The 23,767-nt window shown below is 62.8% G+C and carries 21 protein-coding genes and 2 pseudogenes; 12 read left to right on the forward strand and 11 right to left on the reverse strand.

Annotation, left to right across the window (positions count from 1 at the left end):
• Nucleotides 1-78 precede the first annotated feature (78 nt).
• From AC0V7N_RS20740 to AC0V7N_RS20750, 3 genes are read left to right on the forward strand one after another with little or no spacing between them, the layout of a single operon-like run.
• Nucleotides 79-1,509 (forward strand): aminotransferase class III-fold pyridoxal phosphate-dependent enzyme, encoded by a 1,431-nt coding sequence (locus AC0V7N_RS20740; RefSeq protein ID WP_496628018.1) that lies wholly within the window; start codon nucleotides 79-81, stop codon nucleotides 1,507-1,509.
• Between the two features lie 17 nt (nucleotides 1,510-1,526).
• Nucleotides 1,527-2,759 carry a hypothetical protein gene (locus AC0V7N_RS20745; RefSeq protein ID WP_475450286.1) on the forward strand — a complete coding sequence of 411 codons (1,233 nt, stop codon included), beginning with the start codon at nucleotides 1,527-1,529 and terminating at the stop codon, nucleotides 2,757-2,759.
• Nucleotides 2,756-3,514 carry an FkbM family methyltransferase gene (locus AC0V7N_RS20750; RefSeq protein WP_475450287.1) on the forward strand — a complete coding sequence of 253 codons (759 nt, stop codon included), beginning with the start codon at nucleotides 2,756-2,758 and terminating at the stop codon, nucleotides 3,512-3,514. Before AC0V7N_RS20745 ends, AC0V7N_RS20750 begins: the two co-directional genes overlap by 4 nt.
• A 19-nt stretch (nucleotides 3,515-3,533) precedes the next feature.
• Here AC0V7N_RS20750 and AC0V7N_RS20755 read toward each other — a convergent pair whose 3' ends face one another.
• Nucleotides 3,534-4,355 carry an AraC family transcriptional regulator gene (locus AC0V7N_RS20755; RefSeq protein ID WP_475450288.1) on the reverse strand — a complete coding sequence of 274 codons (822 nt, stop codon included), beginning with the start codon at nucleotides 4,353-4,355 and terminating at the stop codon, nucleotides 3,534-3,536.
• Nucleotides 4,356-4,553: 198 nt separating this feature from the next.
• Here AC0V7N_RS20755 and AC0V7N_RS20760 point away from each other — a divergent pair, with 198 nt between their 5' ends.
• The 7 genes and pseudogenes from AC0V7N_RS20760 to AC0V7N_RS20790 all read left to right on the forward strand — a co-directional run bounded on the left by AC0V7N_RS20760 (nucleotide 4,554) and on the right by AC0V7N_RS20790 (nucleotide 12,688).
• The gene (locus AC0V7N_RS20760; RefSeq protein ID WP_496627219.1) at nucleotides 4,554-5,558 is read left to right on the forward strand and encodes a hypothetical protein; all 1,005 of its coding nucleotides are present in this window, start codon (nucleotides 4,554-4,556) and stop codon (nucleotides 5,556-5,558) included.
• A gap of 59 nt (nucleotides 5,559-5,617) precedes the next feature.
• On the forward strand, nucleotides 5,618-6,358 hold the full coding sequence (locus tag AC0V7N_RS20765) for a siderophore-interacting protein (RefSeq protein ID WP_475450290.1): 741 nt from the start codon (nucleotides 5,618-5,620) through the stop codon (nucleotides 6,356-6,358).
• Nucleotides 6,359-6,483: 125 nt separating this feature from the next.
• Nucleotides 6,484-9,044: pseudogene (locus AC0V7N_RS20770) on the forward strand (GcvT family protein).
• Between the two features lie 91 nt (nucleotides 9,045-9,135).
• A complete protein-coding gene (locus AC0V7N_RS20775; protein WP_475450292.1) occupies nucleotides 9,136-9,984 on the forward strand; it encodes a DUF1194 domain-containing protein in 849 nt (282 codons plus the stop codon).
• A gap of 98 nt (nucleotides 9,985-10,082) precedes the next feature.
• Complete coding sequence (locus AC0V7N_RS20780; protein WP_475450293.1) at nucleotides 10,083-11,033, forward strand: ABC transporter substrate-binding protein; 951 nt, start codon at nucleotides 10,083-10,085, stop codon at nucleotides 11,031-11,033.
• 87 nt (nucleotides 11,034-11,120) lie between these two features.
• Nucleotides 11,121-11,894: an ABC transporter permease gene (locus AC0V7N_RS20785; RefSeq protein ID WP_183460440.1), complete on the forward strand. Its 774-nt coding sequence runs from the start codon at nucleotides 11,121-11,123 to the stop codon at nucleotides 11,892-11,894.
• The gene (locus AC0V7N_RS20790; RefSeq protein ID WP_475450294.1) at nucleotides 11,879-12,688 is read left to right on the forward strand and encodes an ABC transporter ATP-binding protein; all 810 of its coding nucleotides are present in this window, start codon (nucleotides 11,879-11,881) and stop codon (nucleotides 12,686-12,688) included. The genes AC0V7N_RS20785 and AC0V7N_RS20790 overlap by 16 nt, the downstream gene beginning before the upstream one ends.
• Before the next feature lie 26 nt (nucleotides 12,689-12,714).
• Here AC0V7N_RS20790 and AC0V7N_RS20795 read toward each other — a convergent pair whose 3' ends face one another.
• The 3 genes from AC0V7N_RS20795 to AC0V7N_RS20805 all read right to left on the reverse strand — a co-directional run bounded on the left by AC0V7N_RS20795 (nucleotide 12,715) and on the right by AC0V7N_RS20805 (nucleotide 14,684).
• The gene (locus AC0V7N_RS20795; RefSeq protein WP_348647147.1) at nucleotides 12,715-13,653 is read right to left on the reverse strand and encodes a GlxA family transcriptional regulator; all 939 of its coding nucleotides are present in this window, start codon (nucleotides 13,651-13,653) and stop codon (nucleotides 12,715-12,717) included.
• 346 nt (nucleotides 13,654-13,999) lie between these two features.
• Nucleotides 14,000-14,134 (reverse strand): hypothetical protein, encoded by a 135-nt coding sequence (locus AC0V7N_RS20800; RefSeq protein WP_013894968.1) that lies wholly within the window; start codon nucleotides 14,132-14,134, stop codon nucleotides 14,000-14,002.
• A 364-nt stretch (nucleotides 14,135-14,498) separates the two neighbouring features.
• Nucleotides 14,499-14,684: a hypothetical protein gene (locus AC0V7N_RS20805; RefSeq protein WP_095199791.1), complete on the reverse strand. Its 186-nt coding sequence runs from the start codon at nucleotides 14,682-14,684 to the stop codon at nucleotides 14,499-14,501.
• A 228-nt stretch (nucleotides 14,685-14,912) separates the two neighbouring features.
• Between AC0V7N_RS20805 and AC0V7N_RS20810 the strand changes: the two genes are divergently transcribed.
• Nucleotides 14,913-15,812 carry a LysR substrate-binding domain-containing protein gene (locus tag AC0V7N_RS20810; RefSeq protein ID WP_013531163.1) on the forward strand — a complete coding sequence of 300 codons (900 nt, stop codon included), beginning with the start codon at nucleotides 14,913-14,915 and terminating at the stop codon, nucleotides 15,810-15,812.
• A gap of 30 nt (nucleotides 15,813-15,842) precedes the next feature.
• Here the strand turns inward: AC0V7N_RS20810 and AC0V7N_RS20815 are convergent, their stop codons facing one another.
• Nucleotides 15,843-16,796: an alpha/beta hydrolase gene (locus AC0V7N_RS20815; protein ID WP_475450295.1), complete on the reverse strand. Its 954-nt coding sequence runs from the start codon at nucleotides 16,794-16,796 to the stop codon at nucleotides 15,843-15,845.
• Between the two features lie 234 nt (nucleotides 16,797-17,030).
• Nucleotides 17,031-17,216, reverse strand: a complete 186-nt coding sequence (locus AC0V7N_RS20820; protein ID WP_464610070.1) for a hypothetical protein — start codon at nucleotides 17,214-17,216, stop codon at nucleotides 17,031-17,033.
• Nucleotides 17,217-17,533: 317 nt separating this feature from the next.
• Between AC0V7N_RS20820 and AC0V7N_RS20825 the strand changes: the two genes are divergently transcribed.
• Complete coding sequence (locus AC0V7N_RS20825; RefSeq protein WP_475450296.1) at nucleotides 17,534-18,559, forward strand: acyltransferase family protein; 1,026 nt, start codon at nucleotides 17,534-17,536, stop codon at nucleotides 18,557-18,559.
• Between the two features lie 51 nt (nucleotides 18,560-18,610).
• On the opposite strand, the gene AC0V7N_RS20830 is transcribed toward AC0V7N_RS20825, so the two are convergent.
• The 5 genes and pseudogenes from AC0V7N_RS20830 to AC0V7N_RS20850 form a co-directional block, all read right to left on the reverse strand.
• Nucleotides 18,611-20,701, reverse strand: coding sequence for an ASKHA domain-containing protein (locus tag AC0V7N_RS20830; protein ID WP_475450297.1), 2,091 nt, complete (start codon nucleotides 20,699-20,701; stop codon nucleotides 18,611-18,613).
• A 10-nt stretch (nucleotides 20,702-20,711) separates the two neighbouring features.
• Entirely contained in the window at nucleotides 20,712-21,683 is a 972-nt protein-coding gene (locus AC0V7N_RS20835; protein WP_475450298.1) for a methyltetrahydrofolate cobalamin methyltransferase, read from the reverse strand.
• A gap of 78 nt (nucleotides 21,684-21,761) precedes the next feature.
• The gene (locus AC0V7N_RS20840) at nucleotides 21,762-22,853 is read right to left on the reverse strand and encodes a methylenetetrahydrofolate reductase (protein WP_475450299.1); all 1,092 of its coding nucleotides are present in this window, start codon (nucleotides 22,851-22,853) and stop codon (nucleotides 21,762-21,764) included.
• Nucleotides 22,850-23,493 (reverse strand): annotated as a pseudogene (locus tag AC0V7N_RS20845) (methylenetetrahydrofolate reductase C-terminal domain-containing protein). The gene AC0V7N_RS20840 and the pseudogene AC0V7N_RS20845 overlap by 4 nt, the downstream one beginning before the upstream one ends.
• On the reverse strand, nucleotides 23,438-23,740 hold the full coding sequence (locus AC0V7N_RS20850; protein WP_227346844.1) for a virulence factor: 303 nt from the start codon (nucleotides 23,738-23,740) through the stop codon (nucleotides 23,438-23,440). Before AC0V7N_RS20850 ends, AC0V7N_RS20845 begins: the two are co-directional and overlap by 56 nt.
• Nucleotides 23,741-23,767 lie beyond the last annotated feature (27 nt).

The following is a 23,767-nucleotide window of genomic DNA, read 5'->3' on the forward strand; positions in this document are numbered from 1 at the left end:
CACGACGCGGGTCGTCAGCGCGGACAGGAGATTGAAATGACCGTCATGGCCAAGCCCGAACAGACCAATGCGCGCACCATGGTGAGCGCGCCGTCGCTGTCGCCCGCCACCATCGCCAAGCCCGATTTGATCAGCGTCGAGCAGGCCAAGGCGATGGATGTCGCCCGCATGACCGATCTGTTCAAGGCGCATCTCAACCCCGGCCAGCTGCATTTCATGAAGCTGCTCGGCTTCCACAAGATCAAGATCGAGCGTGCCGAAGGCATGTTCTACATCGACCAGAACGGCCGCAAGATCCTCGACTTCTTCGGCGGCTTCGGTTCGCTGGCCTTCGGCCACAACCATCCGCGCATCCTCGAAGCGCGCAAAAAGTTCCAGGAGGAGAAGCGCCAGGAGATCGCCATCGCCTTCATGTCGCAATATGCGGCGGCCCTTGCGCACAACATCGCCAAGTGCTCGCCCGGCGATCTCGACATGGTGTTTTTGGGCTCGTCCGGCTCGGAGGCGATGGAAGCGGCGGTGAAGCTCGCCGAACGCGCCGCCGGCCCGAAGCGGCCGAAAATCGTCTATGCCGAGAATTCCTTCCACGGCAAGACCAAGGGCGTGCTGGGCATCACCGACGGCCAGCTCTACCGCGCCGACTTCAAGATGGCCGAGAACACGGTGCGCATTCCGTTCGGCGACATCGAGGCGGTCGAGCGCCTGTTCCGCAGCGATCCCGAGGTCGGCGTCATCGTGCTCGAAACCATCCAGGGCGGCGGCGGCATCATCCAGGCCCCTGCCGAATATTGGCAGAAGCTGCGGGCGCTATGCGACCAGCATGGCGTGCTCTGGGTCGCCGATGAAGTGCAGTGCGGCTATGGCCGGTCGGGCCGCTTCTATGCCTTCGAGCACTACGGCGTTGTTCCCGACGTGACCGCTCTGGCCAAGTCGCTCGGCGCCGGCAAGGCCGCGGTCGGTGCGATGATCGCCAAGCGCGACGTCTACATGAAGGCCTATGGCACGCCGAAGACGGCGATGATCCATGCCATGGCGACCTTCGGCGGCATGGGCGAGGCCTGCGTCACCGCGATCGAGGGCCTCAACGTGCTCTATGACGAGGGGCTGATCGACAACGCCGCCGTCACTGGCGACTATTTGCTGCAACGGTTGCAAGTGTTGAAGGAAAAATACCCGAAGATCATCAAGGACGTGCGCGGCAAGGGCTTCATGGTCGGTCTGGAGTTCCACGACTTCTCGCAGACCTTGCCGATGGTGCTGCGTCCGATCGTCAGCGTGCTCGACGATAAGCTGAAGGGCTCGCTGTCCGGCTTCGTCGGCGCGCTCTTGCTGCGCGATTACGACGTGCTCGTCGCCTTCACCGAATACAACCGCAACGTCATCCGGCTCGAGCCGCCGCTGATCTGCCAGCGCGAGCATGTCGACCGTTTCGTCGATGCCTTCGACAGCTTGCTGTCGCGCGGCATCGTGTCGATCGTGAAGGATTTCGTCAAAAGCCAAGTCCGTTGAAGCAAGGTCGCTGAGCAATGCTGACCAAGTCTCCCGCTGCGAAAAACCCGCTCGACCGGTTCACCGAGGCCGGTCTGGCGTGGGGCGAGGGGACCTATGCGCGGCTGGCCGCACCCATCGGCGCGGCCGCCTTCGCGCTCTACATCCTGCTGACGGCGTTTACGGCCTGGGTGATGCCGGACGCCAATTGGGACATGCTGCCCTATCTCGCAATATCGGAGGAAGGCAGCTATCCCGACGCGCAGGCACTGCATGACTATGCCTACAGCACCGTCAAATCAGGCGTATCGGCCGGCGACTACAAGGCGCTGACCGACGATGGTGGCGGCTTCCGCAGCCATATGACCGACAATGCCGCCGATTTCCATTCGCTGCTCGGCATGTACCGGATAAAATTCCTCTATGCCGAGATCCTGTCGACGCTGAGCGCGGTGATGTCGCCGGTCGAGGCAATGCGCCTGGTGCAGGTGTTTTCGGTGCTGCTGTTCGGCGCGATCGCGCTGCTCTGGTTGCGCTCAGAAAAGGCTTTGGCGCTGGCGCCTGTGGTCGGCGCGGTGCTCATCATGGCTGATTTCGGCGATGCGGCGCGGGCCTCGACGCCGGACCTGCTGACGTCGGCGTTGCTGCTCGGCGGGCTCTACGCCTATGTCAGAGGCCGCGAGGTGGCGACGGCGACCCTGCTCTTCCTCGCCTTCATGGTGCGGCCGGACAATATTGTTTTTCTTGCGGTTTTCGCGGTGCTGCTGGTCGCCTTCCGGCAAAAGGCCTGGGGCGCGCTTGCCGGCTTTGCCGCGTCCTTCGTCGCCTATTTCGCCATTTCGCACTGGGCCCAGCATCCCGGCTGGTGGCCGCATCTGTGGTTCTCCAGCATCGAGCAGCACTACAATATGGACGGCTTCGAGCCGGCGTTCTCGGTCACCGCCTATCTCAGGGCGTTCGCGACATCGCTGCTGCGCGCCGTCAATCTGAACAGCTGGGTCGGCGTTTCGGTGCTGGCACTGGCCGGCTGGTTCGCCGCCGGCCATGCCGGCTTCCGCCTCGACCGCCGGGCCGGCATTTTGTTCGCCGCACTGGTGCTGGGGGCTCTGGCCAAGTTCACGGTCTTCCCGATCCACGATACACGTATTTATTTTCCCCACCTGATCCCGCCCTTCCTGCTGCTGGCGACGCCGTTCATGGCGCTGTGGGCAGCGGTGACACGCGGCCAGCATCGCGCCGCCTTGCACATCATTCCCGGAGACAAGCCATGAGTTCGCTATCCAACCTGGCGCGCATCGCCTTGTCGCTCGGCCTTCCCTCAGGCCTGCTCGATCGCGGGCCCTCGCTGCGCGGTACGAAATTCCTGGCCAAGGCGGCGCTGAAAGCGCGCTTCGGCGGAGCAGGGCAGCCGTTCCAGATGGTCAATGTCGGTGCCTGCGATGGCGCGCTGTTCGACGATGTCACGCCGTGGCTGCACAAGATTTCCGGCGCCCGCGCCATGCTGGTCGAGCCGATCCCGTACAATCAGAAGCGGCTGCGCGCCAACTATCCCGATACGGACCGCTTCATCATCGAGCCGGTAGCCGTCACCAGGACCAAGGGCACCATCACCGTCCACACGTTCGATGCCGCCGCCCTCGAGGCCGGCACGCTGCCGATCGAATTCATCGGCTGCTCCTCGGTGACAGACACCAATCTGATGTCGGGCAAGAATGCCTGGGGCGAGGCCGACGCCAACTTCAACAAATTCGCGCCGCATCTGAAGGACATCGAAGTGCCGTCGGAAACATTGCAAACGCTGCTCGACCGCAACGGCATTGCCCATATCGATGCCTTCCTTGTCGATTGCGAAGGTGCCGACTGGATCGTCTTCGAACAGCTCGACCTCAAGCGCTATCGTCCCGGCATGATCAAGGTGGAAGTCGGTGCGTTGCCGGCGACCGAGATCGGCCAGGTCGTGGTCAAGCTGAAGACGGCGGGCTACCAGGTGGGCTTCCAGGCCGAGGATATCTGGGCTTTCGCCTGAGCTCCAGGGCCGTTGTGGTTTACCCGTCAACGGCTGCAGTGGCTTCGCGCCGTTCGGCCATGTAGCGATCCGGTGACGTGCCGAACGCCTTTCGGAACATCGTGACGAAACTGCCCGCGCTTTCATAACCAAGGCCGAGCGCCACGCTCTGGATCGAAGCGCCGGCGGCCATCCATTGCAGGGCAAGCATGATCGTCAGCTGCTGGCGCCAGCGGCCGAAGCTCATTCCCGTCTCACGTATCAGAATGCGCGCAAACGTCCTCTCGCTGAGACCGGCGCGCCTCGCCCATGTTTCCATCGTGCCGCGATCGGCGGGGGCGGCCATCATCGCCTCGACGATCCGGCGCAGCCGATCGTCGCGCGGCATCGGCAGGTGCAGATGCTCGACCGGGGCCGCGGCGATCTCATCGAGCAGCAGCGTCCCCAGATGCGATTCCCGACCGCCTTCGGGATAGTCCAGGGGAAAGCTGGCAGCCCGGATCAGCAATTCGCGCAGCAGCGGCGAGACGGACAGCGTACAGCAGGTTGCCGGCAAGGCGGTCGCCATCACGGGATCGATGAAGACATTATAGCCCTCGATCGGCCCGGACGCCTTGATGGCGTGCAGGGCACCGCCCGGCATCCAGATCGCGCAATGTGGCGGCACCAGCCACAGTCCGCTCTCCACTTCGCATGTGAAGACGCCACGCAATGTGAGCAGCAGCTGCGCCTTGCGATGCGCGTGATGGCTGAGCTCGATGACACCGGTCGCCAGCGTCAAGCCATAGACGATCACTGGCCGAGGCACATCGTCCGGATCGGGAAAATCGGCAGGTTTGGGATGCGATTCGATGATCGGCATCGGATCTATTGGCTTTCCACATTGGCAGGATCTCCAAACATTTTGTCATACTTGCCCGATGCTGCCAACGGCTCAAAGCCGTAGTAATTGGACGCGAACCCAAGGGAAATGTCCGGAAGGAGCCCGTTAGGAGACCGTAGAGGGCATTGAGGCTGGCACATCGGCCCTCAACGCCCCACCCAAACGCGGAGTGCTGCCATGAACAAGCCGATCGATACCGCCGCCCTTTTGAACGCAACCATGGACGCCACCCCGCCGCCGATGAACTCTCGGATTATCGGTCATCTCGATCGCGCGGCGTTGCGCTGGATCGCGGCTTCGCCGCTGATGTTCGCAGCGTTCGGAGACAGCTCCGGGCTCAGTGTCACCCTTGGCGGCGGCGACGCTGGTTTCGCCGCCGGCGATACATACGAACTGCGGCTGCCTGTCGCGATGCTCGATGATCCAGCCTTGGCCGTGCCTGGCCAGGGTTTTGGCTCGCTGTTCCTGCTGCCATGCATCGGCGAGACGATGCGTGTCAACGGCACGGTGAGGGAGGTTCGCGATGGCGTGATCCGCATCGCCGTCGAGGAATGCTACGGCCATTGCGACAGGGCGTTGATCCGCTCCGAATATTGGGCGGCCTTGCTCGAGATGCTGGCGCCGCAAGGCGTTAGCGCGTTCGCTGCCGCCAATCGCTTCATGGCGCTGGCGACCGTCGACGCGTGGGGCCGTGTCGAGCTCAGTCCAAAGGACGATCCGGCCGGCATACTGGCGCGGATCGAGATTGGCGGGATCTGTTTCACGGAGCGTCCAAGCAATCGCCTCTTCGGCCATCATCTTCGGCGGCCTCAGGTCGCCGCCATGATGCTGGTCCTGGGTTCGGCGCAGGTCACCCGTGTGTCGGGCAACGTGCGCATGTCGATCGACCAGAACGCATGCGCACCATTCGTCTTCCAGGACGAGACGTCAGCGCGGGTCGCCATCATCGAGGAGGCCGCCGCCGAGATCGGCGAGAGCCCGACCCTTCTGCGCCTCAGCGACTGGCCCGGCACGACAGCAGTCCGCGCAATGGGGGCGGCCAAGCCATTCGCCGAGCACATCAGCCTCACCCGGGACACAGACCTCGGCGCCGAACTAGCGAATGCTGCCGTGTCGGTTCCCGGTGTTTCCGATCTTTTGCGGAAAGGTCTGGAAACGGACCACAGGGACTATCTCTCTTAGTGCTCCATCGTGATCGGCTTGCGATGCCGATACCACTGAGACTCTAACGGAGTGAGGCCTTGACCGATTCCGCCCACCAGAACACCGCGTCGCCCCAGCCGGGTTACATGACGCGGACCTTGCTGCGATGGCTGATGCGCCCCGCGCGCGTCGCCGCCGTAGAGGTTATGTCGGAGCATTTCCGCCTGGTCGACCTTGAAGGCGAGGCGCTCCGGGGTATCACCTGGGCGGTCGGCCAGAAGCTGCAGATATCGATGGGCACGGGCCTGACCGCCCGGACCTATACGCCGATGTCGTGGGATGCGGCGCATGGCAGGACACGGCTGCTCGCCTTCGCGCATGGCGATGGTCCCGGCAGCCGGTGGGCTGACGCCTTGCGCGAAGGCGATATTTGCCAGTTCTTCGGGCCGCGCCGCTCGCTTGATCTTTCCGGCCTCGATGCGCCGGTGGTGCTGTTCGGCGATGAAACCTCTTTCGGTCTGGCAGCGGCACTTCGCGCCATTCCTGGATCGCGCGTGAGCTGCATTTTCGAAGCGACCGACATTGCGGAATCACGGCCGGTGCTGGAGGCGATCGGCCTTGGCGACGTGACTCTGGTTGCGCGTGCCACCGACGATGCGCATCTCGCGGCGGCGGCTGTCGAGGTGGCTGCGCATGCTGCCACCGGTGCGCATTTCGTGCTGACAGGCGAGGCACGTTCGATCCAGCATGTGAGCCGCGTGCTGAAAACTGAGGGCGTTGGATCGTCACGGGTGAAAGCCAAGCCCTATTGGGCGCCGGGCAAGGTCGGGTTGGACTGAGCCTCGAACTGAAACCATTCTGCCGTCTGGTCGCTCGGCTTTTTGCCAATGTCGCAAACAGGCTTCATCAGGCCCGCCGCTCCGCCCTATAGTCCGCCCGCTTTATCACTTTGGAGTCGCGGGCAATGGCAGAGTTTCCGAAAAAGGCGAAGGTCGTCATCATTGGCCTCGGCGGTATTGTCGGCGCATCGATCGCGCATCACCTGATTGAGCGCGGCTGGGACGATATTGTCGGCATCGACAAATCAGGCATCCCGACCGATATCGGTTCGACCGCGCATGCTTCCGACTTCTGCTACACCACCAGCCACGACTTCCTGTCCTGCTGGACGACGCTTTATTCCATCGATTTCTACGAGAAGATGGGTCACTACGCCCGCATCGGCGGCCTCGAAGTGGCGCGCGTCGGCGATGACGGCCGCATGGACGAGATCAAGCGCAAGATCGCTTCGGCAAAGGCCTTCGGAACGCGTGCGCGTCTGATCGAACCGGCCGAGATCAAGGAAAAGTTCCCGCTGATCGAACAGGACATGGTGCAGGGCGGCCTGTGGGACCCGGACGCCGGCCTCGTCATCCCGCGCTCGCAGACCGTTGCCGGCAAGCTGGTCGACCAGGCGGAAGCGTCGGGCAAGTTGAAATCCTTCGCCAACACGTCGGCCAGGTCGCTGGTCGTCAAGGACGGCCGCATATCAGGCGTGGTGACCGATCGCGGCACGATCGAGGCCGACTATGTCATCGTCTGCGCCGGTATCTGGGGCCGGCTGATCGCGGAAATGGTCGGCGAAGACCTGCCGGTCATGCCGATCGACCATCCGCTGACGTTCTTCGGGCCCTACAATGAGTTTGCCGGTACCGGCAAGGAGATCGGCTGGCCGCTGCTGCGCGACCAGGGCAACTCAGCCTATATGCGCGACACCGGCGATCCCAAGACCGCCGAGGGTGGCCAGATCGAGTGGGGCTATTACGAAGAAAACAATCCGCGCCTTTGCCATCCGCGCGACCTGCTGGAAAAGCACGAGGCACGGCTGTCGCCGTCGCAGCGCGATCTCGACATGGAACAGATCCTGGCGACGCTCGAACGCGCCATGGAGCTGACGCCGATCCTGGGCGAACTCGGTTATAATGAAAGCCATTCCTTCAACGGCCTGCTGCAGGTGACCGCCGATGGCGGCCCGTCGATGGGTGAAAGCCAGAAGGTGAGGGGCCTCTGGTATGCCGTCGCCATCTGGGTCAAGGACGGCCCAGGCATGGGCAAGCTGATCGCCGACTGGATGACCGACGGCCGCACGTCGATCGACCATCACGCCATCGACTACGCCCGCTTCTATCCGCACCAGACCAAGGAACAGTTCATCTGGGATCGCTGCACCGAGACGGCGATGAAGGTCTACAATCCGGCGGTGCATCCGCGCGAGCCGTTCTCCAAGGGCCGCAACATCCGGCGCTCGCCGTTCTGGGAGCGCGAGAAAGAACTCGGCGGCTACTTCATGGAACTGGGCGGCTGGGAGCGCGCGCATGGCTATGCCGCCAACGAGCACCTGCTGGAGAAGTATGGCAACCGGGTTCCCGTACGTGAGAACGAGTGGGACAACCGCCATTTCTGGCGCGTCTCCAATGCCGAACACCTAGCGATGAGCGAGGATTGCGGCATCGTCAACCTGTCGCACTTCTCGATGTATGACATCGAGGGACCCGATCATGTCGCGCTGCTGGAATGGCTGTGCGCGGCCAAGGTCGGCGGCGACAACAATATCGGCAAGGGCATCTACACCCACTTCCTCGACGAGGAGGGCATGGTGCGCGCCGACTTCACCGTCATCCGCATGGCCGATCGCTGCCGTTTGATCGACGGGGCGGACGCCGGCCCGCGCGACTTCCGCTACATGCAGCGCACCGCGCAGGACAAAGGTTTTGACGTCACCATCACCGATGTGACCGAAAAAACGTCACCATCGGCATCTGGGGCCCGAACGCCCGCACGACCTTGCAGAAGGTGGTCGAGAATCCCGAGGGCCTGTCGCCGGAGAATTTCCCATTCGCGGCAATCAAGCCGGTCAGGATCGGCGGCAAGGATGTCACCGCCTTCCGCATTTCCTATGTCGGCGAACAGGGCTGGGAACTGCACATGCGCTATGAGGACGGGCTTGCCGTCTGGGATGCGCTGCGCTCGACCGGCGTGATGCCGTTCGGCGTCGAGACCTATGCCAACACGCGCCGCATGGAAAAGAGCCTGCGGCTGCAGAACGCCGATCTTCTGACAGAGTACAATCTGCTCGAAGCCGATCTGGCGCGTCCGAAGGTCAAGGAGAACGATTTCTGCGGTAAGGCCAAGCATGTCGAATACCGCGCCCGCGAGCACCAGCCGGCGACTTTGTGCACGCTGGTGATGACCGAAAACACCGATTCCAAGGGCGTGGCGCGCTATCCGGTCGGCATCATGCCGGTGATGGATCCGGCCACCGGCGAGACGCTGGTCGACGAACTCGGCCGCCGCTCCTTCACCACATCGGTCGCCTATGGCCCGACCATCGGCAAGAACATCGCGCTTGCCTATCTGCCGCATTCGTATGCGCAGGAAGGCCGCAAGCTCAAGGTCGAGTATTTTGGCGAGACCTATCCGGTCGAAGTCGCCGGCGTCGGCTACAAGCCGCTCTACGATCCGGAAAACCTCAAGCCGCGCAGCTGATCTTCGGCCGAGAGCGGACTGATTGCAAAAGCCTGGCTTCGCGCCGGGCTTTTGTCTTTTTAAGCGCACGGTTTTCGCTTACCCTCGCGGCATGTCTGCTTCTTCCTGTGCAAGACATCTCCTTTCGGGCTGTGCCGCACTGGCGCTGATGCTCTGGCTGGCGCCGGGATCCCGCGCGGACGAGCCTGTCGATGTCGAACTGGTGCTGGCGGTCGACGTTTCGCTGTCGATGTCGGCGGACGAGCTCGAGATCCAGCGTCATGGCTACGCGGCGGCGCTGACGCATGACAATGTGCTGCAGGCGATCGCCGATGGCGCCTATGGCAAGATCGCCGTCACCTATGTCGAATGGGCCGGCACCACGTGGCAACGCGTCATCGTGCCATGGACGGTCATCGCCAACCGTGCCGATGCGGAGCGGGTGGTGGCGCAAATGTCGGCGCATCCGCCCGACAGCGCGCGGCGCACCTCTATCTCCGGTGCGTTGGAGTTCGGAAGCGACCTTTTCGCCGAGAGTGGCTACCAGGGGACCAAGCGGGTCATCGATATTTCCGGCGACGGACCCAACAATCAGGGCGCGCCGGTCAATCTCACCCGCGACGGCGTGGTCAGGCAAGGCATCGTCATCAACGGCCTTCCGCTGATGACGCGCGGCGGCTTTTCCGGCGCCTACGATGTCAACGATCTCGACCGCTACTACAGCGACTGCGTCATCGGCGGCCCCGGAGCGTTCATGATCCCGGTCAACGACTGGACGCAATTTCCCGAAGCCATCCGCCGCAAGCTGGTGCTGGAGCTCGCCGGTCCGGCGTCGCCGCAATGGGCGGCGGAAGAGGCGGATCACCCGCCCGTGGTGCTGGCGCAGGACAAGCCCGCCAGCGACTGCCAGATCGGCGAGAAGATGTGGCGCAACCGCAGCTGGATGTTGGACAGCCGCTAGGCCTTATCCCAGGGACATGCCTCACCATCCTGTTGATTGACAAGCCGATTGGCGTCTGTGAGACAATTCCCCCGAGATAAAACAAAAGGGGAACTCACATGAACAGGATCGCCGTTTTCGCCGCAACCTTGACGCTTGCCGCCGGTTTGTCCGCGCCGGTGATGGCCGCCACCTCGGTCACCATCGGCATTAGCGGCTGGACCGGCTTTGCACCGCTGACGCTTGCCAAGCAGGCCGGGCTCTTCGAGAAGCACGGCCTCGACGTGACCTTGAAGAAGGTGCCGCAGGCCAGCCGTCCGCTTGCCATCGCCAGCGGCGACCTGCAATGCGCCGCTACCACCGTCGAGACCTGGCTGGTGTGGAATGCCAGCGGGGTGACCACCAAGCAGATTTTTCAGCTCGACAAATCCTATGGCGCCGACGGCATCGTCGTGCGCAACGACATCAAGAGCGTCGCCGATCTCAAGGGCAAGAACGTCGCCTCCTCGGCGCCGGGCACGTCGCCCTATTTCATGCTCGCCTGGGTGCTGAACAAGAACGGCATGTCGACCAAGGATGTGACGGTCGTCAATCTGGAGCCGGATGCTGCGGCGCAGGCCTTCCTCGCCGGCCAGAACGATGCTGCGGTCACCTATGAGCCGTTCATCTCGGCGGTACGCGACAAGTCCGACCAGGGCCACATACTGGCGACCACGCTCGACTATCCGATGGTGCTCGACACGGTCGGCTGCACGCCTGAATTCCTCAAGGCCAATCCCGACGCGGCCAAGGCGCTGGCCGACAGCTATTTCGAAGCGCTCGACCTGATCAAGAGCGACCCGCAGAAATCCTACGAGATCATGGGCGCCGACGTGAAGCAGTCGGCCAAGGAATTCGAGGATTCGGCGAAGTACCTGAAATGGGCCGACAAGGCCGAGAACAAGCAGTTCTTCACCAAGGAATTCCAGGATTTTTCCAAGACCGCCGGTGATCTGCTGCTGCAGATGGGGCTGATCAAGGAAGCGCCCGACGTCGCCACGCTGGCCGACACCAGCGCGGTGTCCAACTGATCGTCCGGCCTTTGCCCATCCTGCGGCGGCGCCTGGCGCCGCCGTCCTCTCCTGGACACGTGACCATTTGATGGGGACGATGTGAAGATGCGCCCCTTGCATCCAGTCTCGCCGGGCCTGCGAACGGTGCTCGGCATTTCCTTCTTCGTGTTGTTCGTCGCCTTCTGGGCCTGGATCACGCTTGGCGGCCACGTCAACCGCATCTTCCTCGCCGATCCGCTGTCGATGCTCAGGGATGGCTGGCGGCTGCTGGTCGAGGATCGTTTCTGGCTCGACATACTGATCACCATCTGGCGTGTCTTCGGCGGCTTTGTGCTGGCCTCGGTCGTCGCCGTGCCGATCGGCATCGCCATGGGCGCCTGGAAGCCGGTGGAAGCGTTCCTGGAGCCCTTCGTCTCCTTCGCCCGCTATCTGCCGGCGTCGGCCTTCATTCCGCTGCTTATCCTGTGGGCCGGCATTGGCGAGTTGGAAAAGCTGCTGGTCATCTTCGTCGGCTCGGTGTTCCAGATCATCCTGATCGTCGCCGTCAAGGTCGGCTCGACGCGGCGCGACCTGGTCGAGGCCGCCTATACGCTGGGCTCGACCAACAACGGCATCGTCAAACGGGTGATCATGCCGGCCAATGCGCCCGAAATCGCCGAGACGCTGCGGCTGGTGCTCGGCTGGGCCTGGACCTATGTCATCGTAGCCGAGCTGATCGGCTCATCGTCCGGCATCGGCTACATGATCATCAACAGCCAGTCGCGGCTGGCGACCGGACAGATCATCTTCGGCATCATCGTCATCGGGCTGATCGGGCTGTTGTCCGATTTCGCCTTCAAGGCCTTCAACCGCTGGCTCTTTCCATGGAGCCTGGCGTGAGCAAGCTTCTCGTCGAGGGCGTCTCGCGCACCTTTGCCGGCGTGCGCGGCGGACAGCCGGTCAAGGCGCTGATGCCGGTCGACCTGGCGGTCGCCGCCAATGATTTCATCACCATTCTGGGGCCGTCCGGCTGCGGAAAGTCGACACTGCTGAGGATCGTCGCCGGTCTCGAGGCGCCGAGCGAGGGCCGTGTGCTGCTCGACGGCAAGGCGGTGACGCGGCCGGGGCCGGATCGCGGCATGGTCTTCCAGTCCTACACGCTCTTTCCCTGGCTAACGGTGGCCGAAAACATCGCCTTTGGCCTGCGCGAACGCGGCATGGCGCAAAAGGAACGGGACGGCATCGTCGCGTCCTATGTCGACCTCGTCGGGTTGAAGGGTTTCGAGAACCATTGGCCGAAGCAGCTGTCCGGCGGCATGCAGCAGCGCACGGCGATTGCCCGCGCGCTCGCCAACGATCCCGAGATTCTTCTGCTGGACGAGCCGTTCGGCGCCCTCGACAACCAGACGCGCGGGCTGATGCAGGAGTTGCTGCTCGGCATCTGGGAGCGGCGCAAGAAGACGGTGCTGTTCGTCACCCACGACATCGAGGAGGCGATCTTCATGGCCTCGCGCGTCATCGTGATGACGGCGCGGCCCGGCCGCATCAAGTCGGATGTCGCCGTCGACCTGCCGCATCCCCGCCATTACACGCTGAAGACCAGTCCGGAATTCTCAGGCCTGAAGGCGCGGCTGACCGAGGACATCCGCGTCGAGGCGATGCGGACGGCACAAGCGCAGCCGGCCGGGGCCTGATCGCGGATCAAGGCTTGATCCCGGGATCAGGCTGCCAGCAACTGCTTGCGGTCGACGCGCTCCTGCTGCGGCGAGCGGGCATAGAGTTCGCGGTAGCATTTCGAGAAATGCGACGCCGAGACGAAGCCGCAGGCGACCGCCACCTCGACCACCGGCATGGATGACTGGATCAGCAGGTGCCGAGCGCGGTCGAGCCGTATCTCCAGGTAATAGCGGGCAGGGGAGCGGCCCATCTCGGTGCGGAACAGGCGCTCGATCTGGCGGCGCGACAGGTCGACATGGTCGGCGATCTCGATCAGCGACAGCGGCTCGGAGAGATTGCCTTCCATCAGTTCAATAATGGTCAGCACCTTCGAGTTCTGCACGCCAAGGCGGGCGCGCAGCGGCAGGCGCTGGCGGTCTGTCGGGCTGCGCACGCGGTCGGTCAGCACCTGTTCGCAGACGCGGTTGACGAGGCTTTCATCGAAATCGTCGCCGATCAGCTTCAGCATCATGTCGAGCGCGGCGGTGCCGCCGGCGCAGGTGTAGATGTTCTGGTCGATCTCGAAGAGGTCGGCAAAGACATTGGCCTTCGGAAACGCCTCGGAAAAGCCCGGCAGGTTTTCCCAGTGGATGGCGCAGCGCTTGTTGGACAAAAGGCCGGCAGCCGCGAGGATATGGGCGCCGGTGCACAGGCCGCCGACGGCGACGCCGCGATTGTACTCTTCGCGCAGCCAGGCGAAGGCCGACTTGTTCTGGTAGCGCTCGACATTGATGCCGCTGCAGACGATGGCCATGTTGGGCCGGTCGGGGCCTGCCATCTTCTTGCGTTCTTCCTCCAGCGAGGTGTTGACCGCGCATTCGACGCCGTTCGAGGCGCGCACTGGCTTGCCGTCAATGCTGGCCAGGCGCCAGCGATAGGCCTCGTAGCCGAGCATGCGGTTGGCCGAGCGCAGCGGGTCGAGCGCGGTCGCAAACGCGATCATGGTGAAATCGGGAACAAGGAAGAATACAAACGATCGCTTGATCGGATGCTTTACGGCGTTCAAGGGAACCTCACACAGCCATGGCGCGAACAGGATGTCGCGAATAGCATAGCGTCATCAGGAAAAACCTTGCTTGTCAATTGGCTAAGCCGCCTTGGCGAGACAAAATTTGCGACATGGGTCGCAAATGGGCAATTGCTGTGCGGAGGTGCTCGGGAAGCAGCAGCAATTGTTCAAGCGACGGGCAAAATGCGCAAAGGCAAAACAAAAACGCCGCCTTGGCCGGAGCCAGGCGGCGTTACAGTTTTTAAGCAGCGGCAGGGAAAGCGCTGCCTGGGAGAAATCTTCAGGCGACGAAGCCGAGGCGCGCCGCAGCCATCGCGCCGGTCTGGCCGGGCATGGTGTTGGCAAGGCGCTGACGCTCGAGAGCGGTGGTCAGGTTCATTTCGCGGCGGGCGAAGAGGCGGGCAAAAAGCTTCATGATCATCTCCAATAGGTTGCTTAGACGGGTCGCCTTCGCTTGATGGAGTGGGGCAGCTCGTTTGCTGGTGGGGATATAGGCTTGTGTGAGTGAAAACTAAATCGCAAAAGCGAAGCGCTTGATATGAAATGCGACACCGAATGCGACAAATTTGGGCAGCGTGCTCGAAATTTATGATTGTTTACAAGGCATTGATCGGAAATATGAGCCGCTATGCGGCTTGCTCATATGCGCCATGCGTTGGCGACATGGCTCTGAAACTCATTTGAATGCAAATAAAGTGCAGGGGGCCTAAAGGGTAGAATAGAGAAGGCCTGCCGGGCTGGGTCCGCGCGGCAGGCCTTCAGCATTTGGTACACACGGTTTACTTTGCTCCAGCCCAGGATCCAACGCCATTGCGAATGCCGGTCTTGGTGTCGGAAGCTTCGGGCCAGCCGATATCCTTCTGCAGTTCGATCGGCAGGGAGCGGATGGCGCGTTCGGTCTGGTAGCGGGCTCGGGCAGCGCTGAATTCAGTCGCGATGCGACCGAGGGACGACAGGATAGACATTTCATTCTCCTTTGGTGGCGGGCCGGAGACATTCCGGCGTTTGATGGGGCCTTCCACGCGGCGTGTTTCAACCCCATTTCATGTCGATTACAGGTCTGTGTCGTGGTCGTTTCGTGGCTGCTTGTGGCAGCTACCTGCTTCGATGGAGTTGACTATCCTCCTAATCTGATGTTCAATCAAACGAAATGGAATGATGCTTTGTATCAGAAAAATTGAAGGTCGCTTCCCATGAACGCTCCGCTCAATCATCCGCTACCACTGCTCGATCTCGACGTTTTGCGCACTTTCGTGGCGATCGCCGAGACCGGCAGCTTCACCACCGCCGCCAATGCCGTCTTCCGCACGCCGTCGGCCGTCTCCATGCAGATCAAGAAGCTGGAGGACATTCTCGGCCGCTCGGTGTTCGCGCGCGACGCCCGCTCGGTGTCGCTGACCACGGACGGCGAGATGCTGCTCGGCTATGCCCGCCGGCTGCTGTCGATCAACCGCGAGGTGGTCTCGAAGTTCATCATTCCCGAGATTGTCGGCGTGGTGCGGCTGGGCTCGCCGGATGATTATGGCGAGCGTGTGCTGCCGCATGTGCTGAAGCGCTTCGCCCAGTCGCATCCGTCGATCGCCGTCGACGTCACCATCGACCAGAGCAGCAATCTGCGCCGGCGCATGGACGACCGCGCGCTCGACATCACGCTTCTGACCAACTCCTACAAGACCAGCGCGCTCGGCGCCGAGGTGCTTTTGACCGAGCCGATCGTCTGGGCCGGCGCCAAGGGCGGTTGCGCGCATCTGCGCGAACCGTTGCCGGTGTCGCTGTGGGAGGAGGGCTGCGCCTGGCGTGCCGGTGCGCTCGATGCGCTGGGACGCGAAGGCCGCAACTACCGCATCGCCTATATGAGCGCACACACGGCCGGCCAGCGCGCCGCGATCATGTCCGACCTCGCGGTGGCGCCGCTGCCGAAGTCGTTTCTGGGCAACGACATGGTCGAACTCTGCCCGAAGGACGGCATGCCCGATATCGGCACCTACAATCTGGCCATGGTGGTGGCGCCGGACGCCAGCGCGCCCGTCAAGGCCGTCGCCGACCACATCCGCGCAACCTTCGAAGTGTTCCGGGAAACCGGCAAGTTCTGATCCGCCGGGATCAGACCGAAAGCAGAAGCGCTACTCCGCCGCCTCGGCCGAGGGCGCTTCGAACCTTGTTCTCGTGTCCTGCCTGATCGGCGAGGGGCTCTCGTTGAGAAACGCCACGATGTGCTGGCGGGCGCGCCGCGATTCCGGCATGTCGAACAGTGGCCAGACGTGGAACATGCCTTGCTCATGGACGACGTCGACCTCGGCGCCGGCGGCCCGCGCCTTTTCCGCGAAGACCAGATTGTCGGGGGTCAGGAGATCACGCGAGCCCGTCAGAAGCAGTGTCTTGGGCAGCACGGAGAGATCACCGTAGACCGGGCTGATGTGCCAGTCGCTGCGGTCGATGCCGGCACTGTACATCCGGATCGCTTCGAGGCCGCCTGGAATGCCGAGCCAAGGGTCGTTGCGCTCGGCCTCGAACAGCTTTGGGTTGGAAAGCGACATGTCGACGCCGGGCGAGATCAGCACATGGCGCGATGGCAGGGGCAAGCCTTCTTCGGCAGCCATCATGGTCAGCACCACGGCCATGTTGCCGCCGGCGGAATCGCCCATGAAGATGATGTCTTCCGCTTCCGTCTCGTCGAGCATCTGGCGATAGACGTCGCCGACCATGCCGAACATGGCGTGGAAATCGTGTTCGGGCGCAATGGGATAGATCGGCACGGTGATGCCGTATCCCAGTCGGTCGGCCATGTCGGCGATCAGATGCCAGTGATAGGGCGTGATCTCAAACACATAGGCGCCGCCATGCAAATAGAGGATCCGCCTATACTCGCCGGCTCTTGGAGCGATTTCGTAGACCGGAAAACCGTCAACGGTGCGTGTCTGGATGTCCAAGCGCTGCTGCAGCGAGGCCGGCGGGTGATGATCCTCGGTCTTGCGCGCGGCCGCGATCCAGCGCTGCAGGTTTTCCGGGCTGGAAAACGCCCTTTTGCGGCTGTACCTGAGCACGAAGGACACGACGTGGCTTTTGAAGCTTGGCATGCGGATACACGAACTTCGGCAAGAGCCGACTAAGAGAAACCTCCACTAATTCCGAACATCGTACCTTGGCCGAAAAAGTCAAGTTTTACGCAGTGTCCACACGGCGCTGTGATCCGCGCCGCTGACGTCAGCGGCGCGGCAAAAGTGCCGCGCGCGGCCGGTTGCTGGTTGCCGCCGAGGATGTGCGAGACCCCCGGCGCCTGCCGAGCAATTTGCATTTGTCGGCGAAGGTCATCAGCGCGCCGTCCCCAGAAGCAGCGAGGTGAGGGCGGCCTGCGGGTCGCTGGGCGGCGATGCCGGCCAGCCAATGTCCTTCTGGACATGCGCCGGCAGGCTGTTCAGCGCGCGGATCGCCTTGTTCCTGGCATGGGTCTGCCTGATGGTCGCACCGAAGCGGCCGAGATTTCCGAACATCGACATTTTCATCTCCCTTGAAGAACGGCTGCGGCCGAGGATTATCTTCGGCCGCCGTTCGATGCGGGCTAAATGCGCCTGCCATGTATCGGATGGATTTCGCGAAAACAGCGTTTCGGTTTCCGGATCGGGTCGATCCGGAAACATTTGCATGCAAATGAGTTTGCGGCCCGAAGGGATTGCTTCTCGGCCATGTCGCAGTCAGCCGAACGCGACACTGTAACGCTACCTACGGTTTTACCCGGTTGACAGCAGGTAGCAGATGTCCGCTATTGTGCAGTGCAGCATATGGGGGTGCTAATTTAGGTAGTAGGGGTACGGGCGTGAATGACATCCACAGTATTCAATACCTTCGAGGGCTTGTCGCTTTCTCTGTAGTCCTCTTTCACATCAGCGAGCAGTTCGGCGGTCCGTTCGCAATTGGCGCAGCAGGGGTCGACCTGTTTTTTGTCATCAGCGGTTTCATCATGTGGGTGACGACGGTCGATCACCCTGTCGATCCACAGCGTTTCATGTGGCGACGGATCGTTCGTATCGTGCCGCTTTATTGGATTGTCACGCTGCTGACCGCGCTGGCAATCTTCATCAAGCCGCAATTTCTCTTCGGACACGTGCTGAGCCCGGCAAATCTCGTCGGCTCGCTGTTGTTTCTTCCGATCACGCAGAATGGCGCACTTCACCCCGTGGTGATCCAGGGCTGGACGCTGTGTTATGAAATGATGTTTTACGTCATTTTCGCCTTGTCGCTCTTGCTGGGCGAGAAGCAGCGTTTTGCCGCGCTGATCGGCGTGCTGACGGCGCTGGTGGTGTTGAACGTGTTGCTGCTGAAGGGCTACGCCGAGGCGTTTACCTCGCCCATCGTGCTCGAGTTCGCGGCCGGCATTGTCGTCGGGCGTCTGTGGATGAAGGATGTTCGGCTCCAGCTTGTGTTGGCGCTGTCGCTGGTTGTCGGCGGATTTCTCTTGCTGATAATGGTCCAGATGCTCGACCCCGAAATGCCCCGTGTCCTGCGTTGGGGTGTTCCGTCGATGCTGGTCGTTGCCGGCGCGGTGTTTGCCGAGCGCGCCAGGCCGTTCAGCCCAATGGCCTTGTTCACATTTTTCGGCAATGCCTCGTATTCGATCTACGTCTGGCACGTGCTGGTGGTTGTCGTTGTAACCGGCATCATATTGCGGCTTGGGGTTCCGCCAGGTTGGCAGCCGGCATCGGTTGCCTTTGTCAGCATTGCGATTTCCGCAGGGCTCTACCTGATTGTTGAAAAACCGCTGACCGGCTTGCTCAAACCGCTCACGCGCCAAAAGCCCGCAACAGGTCAAGCCATGGTTCGACTTGCACCTGCCGCGGATTGAAACATGAATCCAAGGCGCGGGCGCTGAATCCCGTTGTAGCGCGCCGCGCTTTTATTCCCGGCTGCGTCTTGCCGCATGGCCTTCGCGCGAGCGGCGGCGCGGGGCGGCGTCGCCGGCGACACCATCCTCGCTGACCGTCTTGCGCGGCGGCAGTTTCACCGCCGCCGACAGTTTCGGGAACGGGTCGACCTTGTTCGGCAGCGCCATGGCGTAGACGAAATGCTCCTGGAATTTTGGCTCCAGCGCGGTCTCGATCTTCTCGATCTGGCTCACCGTCTCCTCGATCTCGCGGCGATAGCCGCGATTGAGCAGCGCCATGCGCGCACCTGCACCGGCGGCGTTGCCGACGGCCGAGACCTTGTCGAGGTCGCAATCGGGGATCAGGCCCAGCACCATGGCGTATTTCGGATCGATGAAGGAGCCGAAGGCGCCGGCGAAATGGATGCGGTCGACATGCTCGGTATTCTGCTTCTCCATCAGCAGCTTGGTGCCGGCATAAAGCGCTGCCTTGGCAAGCTGGATGGCGCGCACGTCGGTCTGGGTGATGGTGATCTTCGGCCCATCTTCCTTCAATGCGTCAGAGCCTTCCTTCAGCACATAGGAGAAGGTGCGGCCGTTGGCGACGACCCGCGGCGAGCGCGCGGCCAGTGAACCGTCGACGACGCCGTCCTCCGAGATGATGCCGGCGAGATACATCTCCGCCACGATCTCGATGATGCCGGAGCCGCAAATGCCCGTGACGCCAGTCGCCTGCACGCTGTCGAGGAAGCCCGGTTCGTCGGACCACAGTTCCGAGCCGATGACGCGGTATTTGGGTTCCAGCGTCTCGGGATCGATGCGCACGCGCTCGATGGCGCCGGGCGCGGCGCGCTGGCCGCCGGAGATTTCGGCGCCCTCAAAGGCCGGGCCGGTGGGCGAGGAAGCCGCCACGACCCGCGCACGATTGCCAAGCACGATCTCGGCATTGGTGCCGACGTCGACGATCAGCATCATCTCGTCCTGGCGATGCGGACCTTCCGACAGCGTCACCGCCGCCGCGTCGGCGCCGACATGGCCGGCGATGCAAGGCAGCATATAGAGGCGCGCGCCCTGGTTGAGCTTGAGGCCGATGTCGGAGGCCTTGATGCGCACCGCGCCCGAGACGGCGAGCGCGAAGGGGGCGCCACCGAGTTCGGTCGGGTCGATGCCGAGGAACAGATGGTGCATGATCGGATTGCCGACGAAGACGGAATCCAGAATGTCATTGCGCTGGACGTTGCCTTCCGCGCAGACCTTGTCGACGAGGCTGGAGATCGCCTCGCGCACGGCCACCGTCATGCCTTCGCGGCCATCCGGGTTCATCATCACATAGGAGACGCGGCTCATCAGATCCTCGCCGAAGCGGATCTGCGGGTTCGACGTGCCGGAGGAGGCGGCGACGCGGCCCGACAGCAGCGACACCAGATGCATGGCGATGGTGGTCGAGCCGATATCGCAGGCCAGCCCATAGGCCTCGTTCTTGAGGCCCGGCCACAAAGCGATGACCCGCGCTATATCGCTGTCGGCATCCTTGTGGATGGCGGCGGTGGCGGTCCAGTTGCCCTTGCGCAATATGCCCTGCACCTGCGGCAGCAGGTAGAAGTCGAATTCGAGGTTTTTGAAGCCCCAGTCCTTCATCAGCGCGATCTTCAGTCGATCAAGATCGCCGAGCGGCTTGTGCATGTCGGGCTCTTCGATCTCGACATAGCACATGCGGATCGCGGTATCGCGGGCGATCACCCTGGTGTCGGCATCCTTGCGGATGGTCTGCGCATTGATGACGGTGTCCTGCGGCACGTCGATGACGAGGTCGCCGAGGATCTGCGCCGAGCAGGAGAGGCGGCGCCGTTCAGGCAGGCCGCGCACGCGCTCGTAGCGCTCTTCCTTGGGTCCCTTGGGCGAGATGTGGTCGTTGGACGAGACGATCTTGTGCTTGGCGAAATTGCCTTCCTGCACCTCGATCTGACAACGCCCGCAGGTGGCACGGCCGCCGCAGACGCTCTCGACATAGACGCCGAGCTGGCGCGCGGCATCGAGCACCGGTGTGCCGACAGGAAACCGCCCGCGCTTGCCCGACGGCATGAACAGCACGAGTGGATCGGTGATGTTGGCAGGTGAATTCACGATTGCACGCTTATCCCCGACCCATCCGGGCTTCACGGCCGCCGCGGCGGCGGCCGCCGGCAGCACCGTCGCCCGGTGCATTGACCTGTGTCGGTGCCGCAACTGCCTGGCCGCCTTCGGCCGGCTTGTAGTCCTTGTAGGTTCTGATCCAGTTGGTGCAGTTCTCGTCGGTGCCGTTGAGCACATTGGCGCCGCGCACGGCTTCCATTTCCTGCGGACGCACCGGGTTCATGATCGCCGAGGTCATGCCGGCGCCGATCACCATCGGGATGAAGGCGGCGTTGATGCCATGGCGATGCGGCAGGCCGAAGGAGATGTTCGACAGGCCGCAAGTGGTGTTGACCTTGAGCTCCTCGCGGAGCCGACGCAGCAGCGCGAACACCTGGCGGCCGGCGTCGCCCAGCGCACCGATCGGCATGACCAGCGGGTCGACGACGACGTCATGCGCCGGGATGCCGAAATCAGCGCAGCGCTGCACGATCTTCTTGGCGACGGCAAAGCGCACGTCCGGGTCCATCGAAATGCCGGTCTCGTCGTTGGAGATGGCGACGACCGGCACATTGTATTTCTTGACCAGCGGCAGGATGGCTTCGAGTTTTTCCTCCTCGCCGGTGACGGAGTTGACCAGCGGCCGGCCTTTGGCGACCTTGAGCGCTGCCTCGATCGCGGCGGTCACCGAGCTATCGATGGACAGCGGCAGGTCGACCAGCCCCTGCACGATCTCCAGCGTCTGCACGAGAAGGCCGGGTTCGGTCTCGTTCGGGTTGACCGAGGTGACGCCGGCGTTGACGTCGAGCATGGTGGCGCCGCAGGCGGCCTGTTCCAGCGCGTCCCTGATCACGGTGTCGAAATTACCGGCGATCATCTCGGCGGCGAGCTTCTTGCGGCCGGTCGGGTTGATACGCTCGCCGATGACGCAGAAGGGCTGGTCGAAGCCGATAATGATCTCTCGTGTCGCCGAGGCGACGATGGTCCGGGTCATGAAGTCTCTCCGCCTTGATATAAAGTGCTTCTTTATATCGTCTCTGGTTTCGTTCCAGGGTCTGGTGATGGGCCGCGCTCAGTGCGCGGTCTTTACCATGTCCACCTGTGTTTCGGTAATCTCGTCGTGCAGTATGTGGTCGAGCCGGTCGGCAACCATCTGGTCGTCGCGACGGATCTCGCGCTTCCAGGGCTGGCGGCCCTTCAGCACGCCCGATTCGTCGACGATCTCGGCGACATATTCCTCCTGGCGGTAGGCCATCACATGGATGCCGGAGATGCCGGGGATTTCCTTCACCTCGTTGATGATGTCGATGCAGAGCTGCTTGCCTTCCTTCTTCTGGTCCTGCGCGCCCTCTAGCCGCTTGATGATAGCGTCCGGGATGTGGATACCTGGCACGTTGTTGCGGATCCACTTGGCCGTCTTGGCCGAGGCGAGCGGGCCGACGCCGCACAGGACGAACACCTTCTCGGTGTGGCCGAGATCGCGCGCCTTCTGCATGAAGGTCTTGAACATCGGCACGTCGAAACAATACTGGGTCTGCACGAATTGCGCGCCGGCGGCGATCTTCTTGCCGAGATGGATCGGGCGGAAGTCGAAGGGCGGCGCGAAGGGGTTGACGGCAGCACCCAGGAAGACCTGCGGCGGTGTCGTCAGCTTGCGGCCCGACAGGAACTTGCCGTTGTCGCGCATGATGCGGACGGTTTCGAGCAGCGACATGGAATCGAGGTCGAACACCGGCTTGGCGCCGGGCTGGTCGCCGGCCTGCACGCCGTCGCCGGTCAGGCACAGCATGTTGGCGACACCCATGGCAGCACCACCCAGCACGTCGCCCTGGATGGCGATGCGGTTCTTGTCGCGGCAGGCGATCTGCATGATCGGGGCATAGCCCATGCGGGTCAGGAGTGCGCAGATGCCAACCGACGACATGTGGCAGTTGGCGCCGGACGCGTCGACGGCGTTGATGGCGTCGACCCAGCCATCGAATATCTTGGCCCTGTTGTAGACGTCTTCCGGATCGGCACTGTCGGGGGGATTGAGCTCGGTCGTCACCGCGAATTCACCGCGCCGCAGCACACGCTCCAGCCGGCCGCGGGAGGAGTGGCCGGGCAGGGGATCGAGCGGCAGATCGATGCCGGCCGGGTTTTCGTCGCGCTGACGGCCGATCATGCGGCGGCTCCGGTCTTTGGCGCGGCCGCGGCTTCACGGGCTGCCGCCGCTTGCGCGGTGACCCGCAGCCAGGCTGAGGTTTCGCGCAACGACTGGTCGACCGGCTTCTGCACGGTGAGGATCTTGTCGGAGTTGACCATGTTCTGCGATCCTTCCCAGGCCTTGACCCAGACGCAGGGCATATCGGGCTCGACCTCGCAATTGCCGTTGGCGCGCACGCCGCCGCAGGGGCCGTTGCGCAACTGCTTGGGCAATTCATCGGGCAAGACATGCCGGTCGACGAGAGGATGCACTGGCCGCACATGCGGCAGTCGAACATGAAACCCTTGACGCGTTTCTCGACGAACTTGATCGGGGCCTCGACGCGCCCGTAGCCAAGGCCTTTCCACAAGGGATGCAGCAGCAGGAAGGTGTCGGCAAAGCGGGCGTAGAACCATTCGAGCAGGCGCGAATGGCGGATCGACCACAGCCTGATCGCAAACGAGCGCTGCACGCGCCGCTGCGGCGATACATCGGCTGGCTTGTAGTCAGACTTCGGCGCTGCCTTCTTGACCTGGGTGGCCTGGGTAACTGACGGTTGCGCTTCAGACATTTTCTTTTCCGCCCGCCTTGACCAGAGCGACCAGCCGCTCACGGTCATATTTCGTGTCGAGGTCCTGAAAGGCTTTTTCGACTTCGGCTTCTAGATCGTCGCCGACAGGAATGGGATCGGCCTTGCGCCATTCGGCGAGATAGTCGTCGGTGCCGCCGGCGCCGGTGCGCATGGCGCACATGTCGATGGCCTCGGTGAAGCGCAACGGCAGTTCGCGCTTGGCGTTTTGCCGGCCCTTCTTGACGATGACCTGGGCAGGGATGTCGCGCCAGTAGACGACGATAAGATCGGCCATGAATTCTCGCTCCTCGAACTATCGAGC

It is taken from the genome of Mesorhizobium kamtschaticum (assembly GCF_056174585.1).

What these genes read in the sequence shown, in the direction of transcription:
- AC0V7N_RS20740 (WP_496628018.1), top strand. Translation starts at nt 79, where the DNA reads ATGGTGAGCGCGCCGTCGCTGTCGCCCGCCACCATCGCCAAGCCCGAT.
- AC0V7N_RS20745 (WP_475450286.1), top strand. Translation starts at nt 1,527, where the DNA reads ATGCTGACCAAGTCTCCCGCTGCGAAAAACCCGCTCGACCGGTTCACC.
- AC0V7N_RS20750 (WP_475450287.1), top strand. Translation starts at nt 2,756, where the DNA reads ATGAGTTCGCTATCCAACCTGGCGCGCATCGCCTTGTCGCTCGGCCTT.
- AC0V7N_RS20755 (WP_475450288.1), bottom strand. Translation starts at nt 4,355, where the DNA reads ATGCCGATCATCGAATCGCATCCCAAACCTGCCGATTTTCCCGATCCG.
- AC0V7N_RS20760 (WP_496627219.1), top strand. Translation starts at nt 4,554, where the DNA reads ATGAACAAGCCGATCGATACCGCCGCCCTTTTGAACGCAACCATGGAC.
- AC0V7N_RS20775 (WP_475450292.1), top strand. Translation starts at nt 9,136, where the DNA reads ATGTCTGCTTCTTCCTGTGCAAGACATCTCCTTTCGGGCTGTGCCGCA.
- AC0V7N_RS20780 (WP_475450293.1), top strand. Translation starts at nt 10,083, where the DNA reads ATGAACAGGATCGCCGTTTTCGCCGCAACCTTGACGCTTGCCGCCGGT.
- AC0V7N_RS20785 (WP_183460440.1), top strand. Translation starts at nt 11,121, where the DNA reads ATGCGCCCCTTGCATCCAGTCTCGCCGGGCCTGCGAACGGTGCTCGGC.
- AC0V7N_RS20790 (WP_475450294.1), top strand. Translation starts at nt 11,879, where the DNA reads ATGGAGCCTGGCGTGAGCAAGCTTCTCGTCGAGGGCGTCTCGCGCACC.
- AC0V7N_RS20795 (WP_348647147.1), bottom strand. Translation starts at nt 13,653, where the DNA reads ATGATCGCGTTTGCGACCGCGCTCGACCCGCTGCGCTCGGCCAACCGC.
- AC0V7N_RS20800 (WP_013894968.1), bottom strand. Translation starts at nt 14,134, where the DNA reads ATGAAGCTTTTTGCCCGCCTCTTCGCCCGCCGCGAAATGAACCTGACC.
- AC0V7N_RS20805 (WP_095199791.1), bottom strand. Translation starts at nt 14,684, where the DNA reads ATGTCTATCCTGTCGTCCCTCGGTCGCATCGCGACTGAATTCAGCGCT.
- AC0V7N_RS20810 (WP_013531163.1), top strand. Translation starts at nt 14,913, where the DNA reads ATGAACGCTCCGCTCAATCATCCGCTACCACTGCTCGATCTCGACGTT.
- AC0V7N_RS20815 (WP_475450295.1), bottom strand. Translation starts at nt 16,796, where the DNA reads ATGCCAAGCTTCAAAAGCCACGTCGTGTCCTTCGTGCTCAGGTACAGC.
- AC0V7N_RS20820 (WP_464610070.1), bottom strand. Translation starts at nt 17,216, where the DNA reads ATGTCGATGTTCGGAAATCTCGGCCGCTTCGGTGCGACCATCAGGCAG.
- AC0V7N_RS20835 (WP_475450298.1), bottom strand. Translation starts at nt 21,683, where the DNA reads ATGACCCGGACCATCGTCGCCTCGGCGACACGAGAGATCATTATCGGC.
- AC0V7N_RS20840 (WP_475450299.1), bottom strand. Translation starts at nt 22,853, where the DNA reads ATGATCGGCCGTCAGCGCGACGAAAACCCGGCCGGCATCGATCTGCCG.
- AC0V7N_RS20850 (WP_227346844.1), bottom strand. Translation starts at nt 23,740, where the DNA reads ATGGCCGATCTTATCGTCGTCTACTGGCGCGACATCCCTGCCCAGGTC.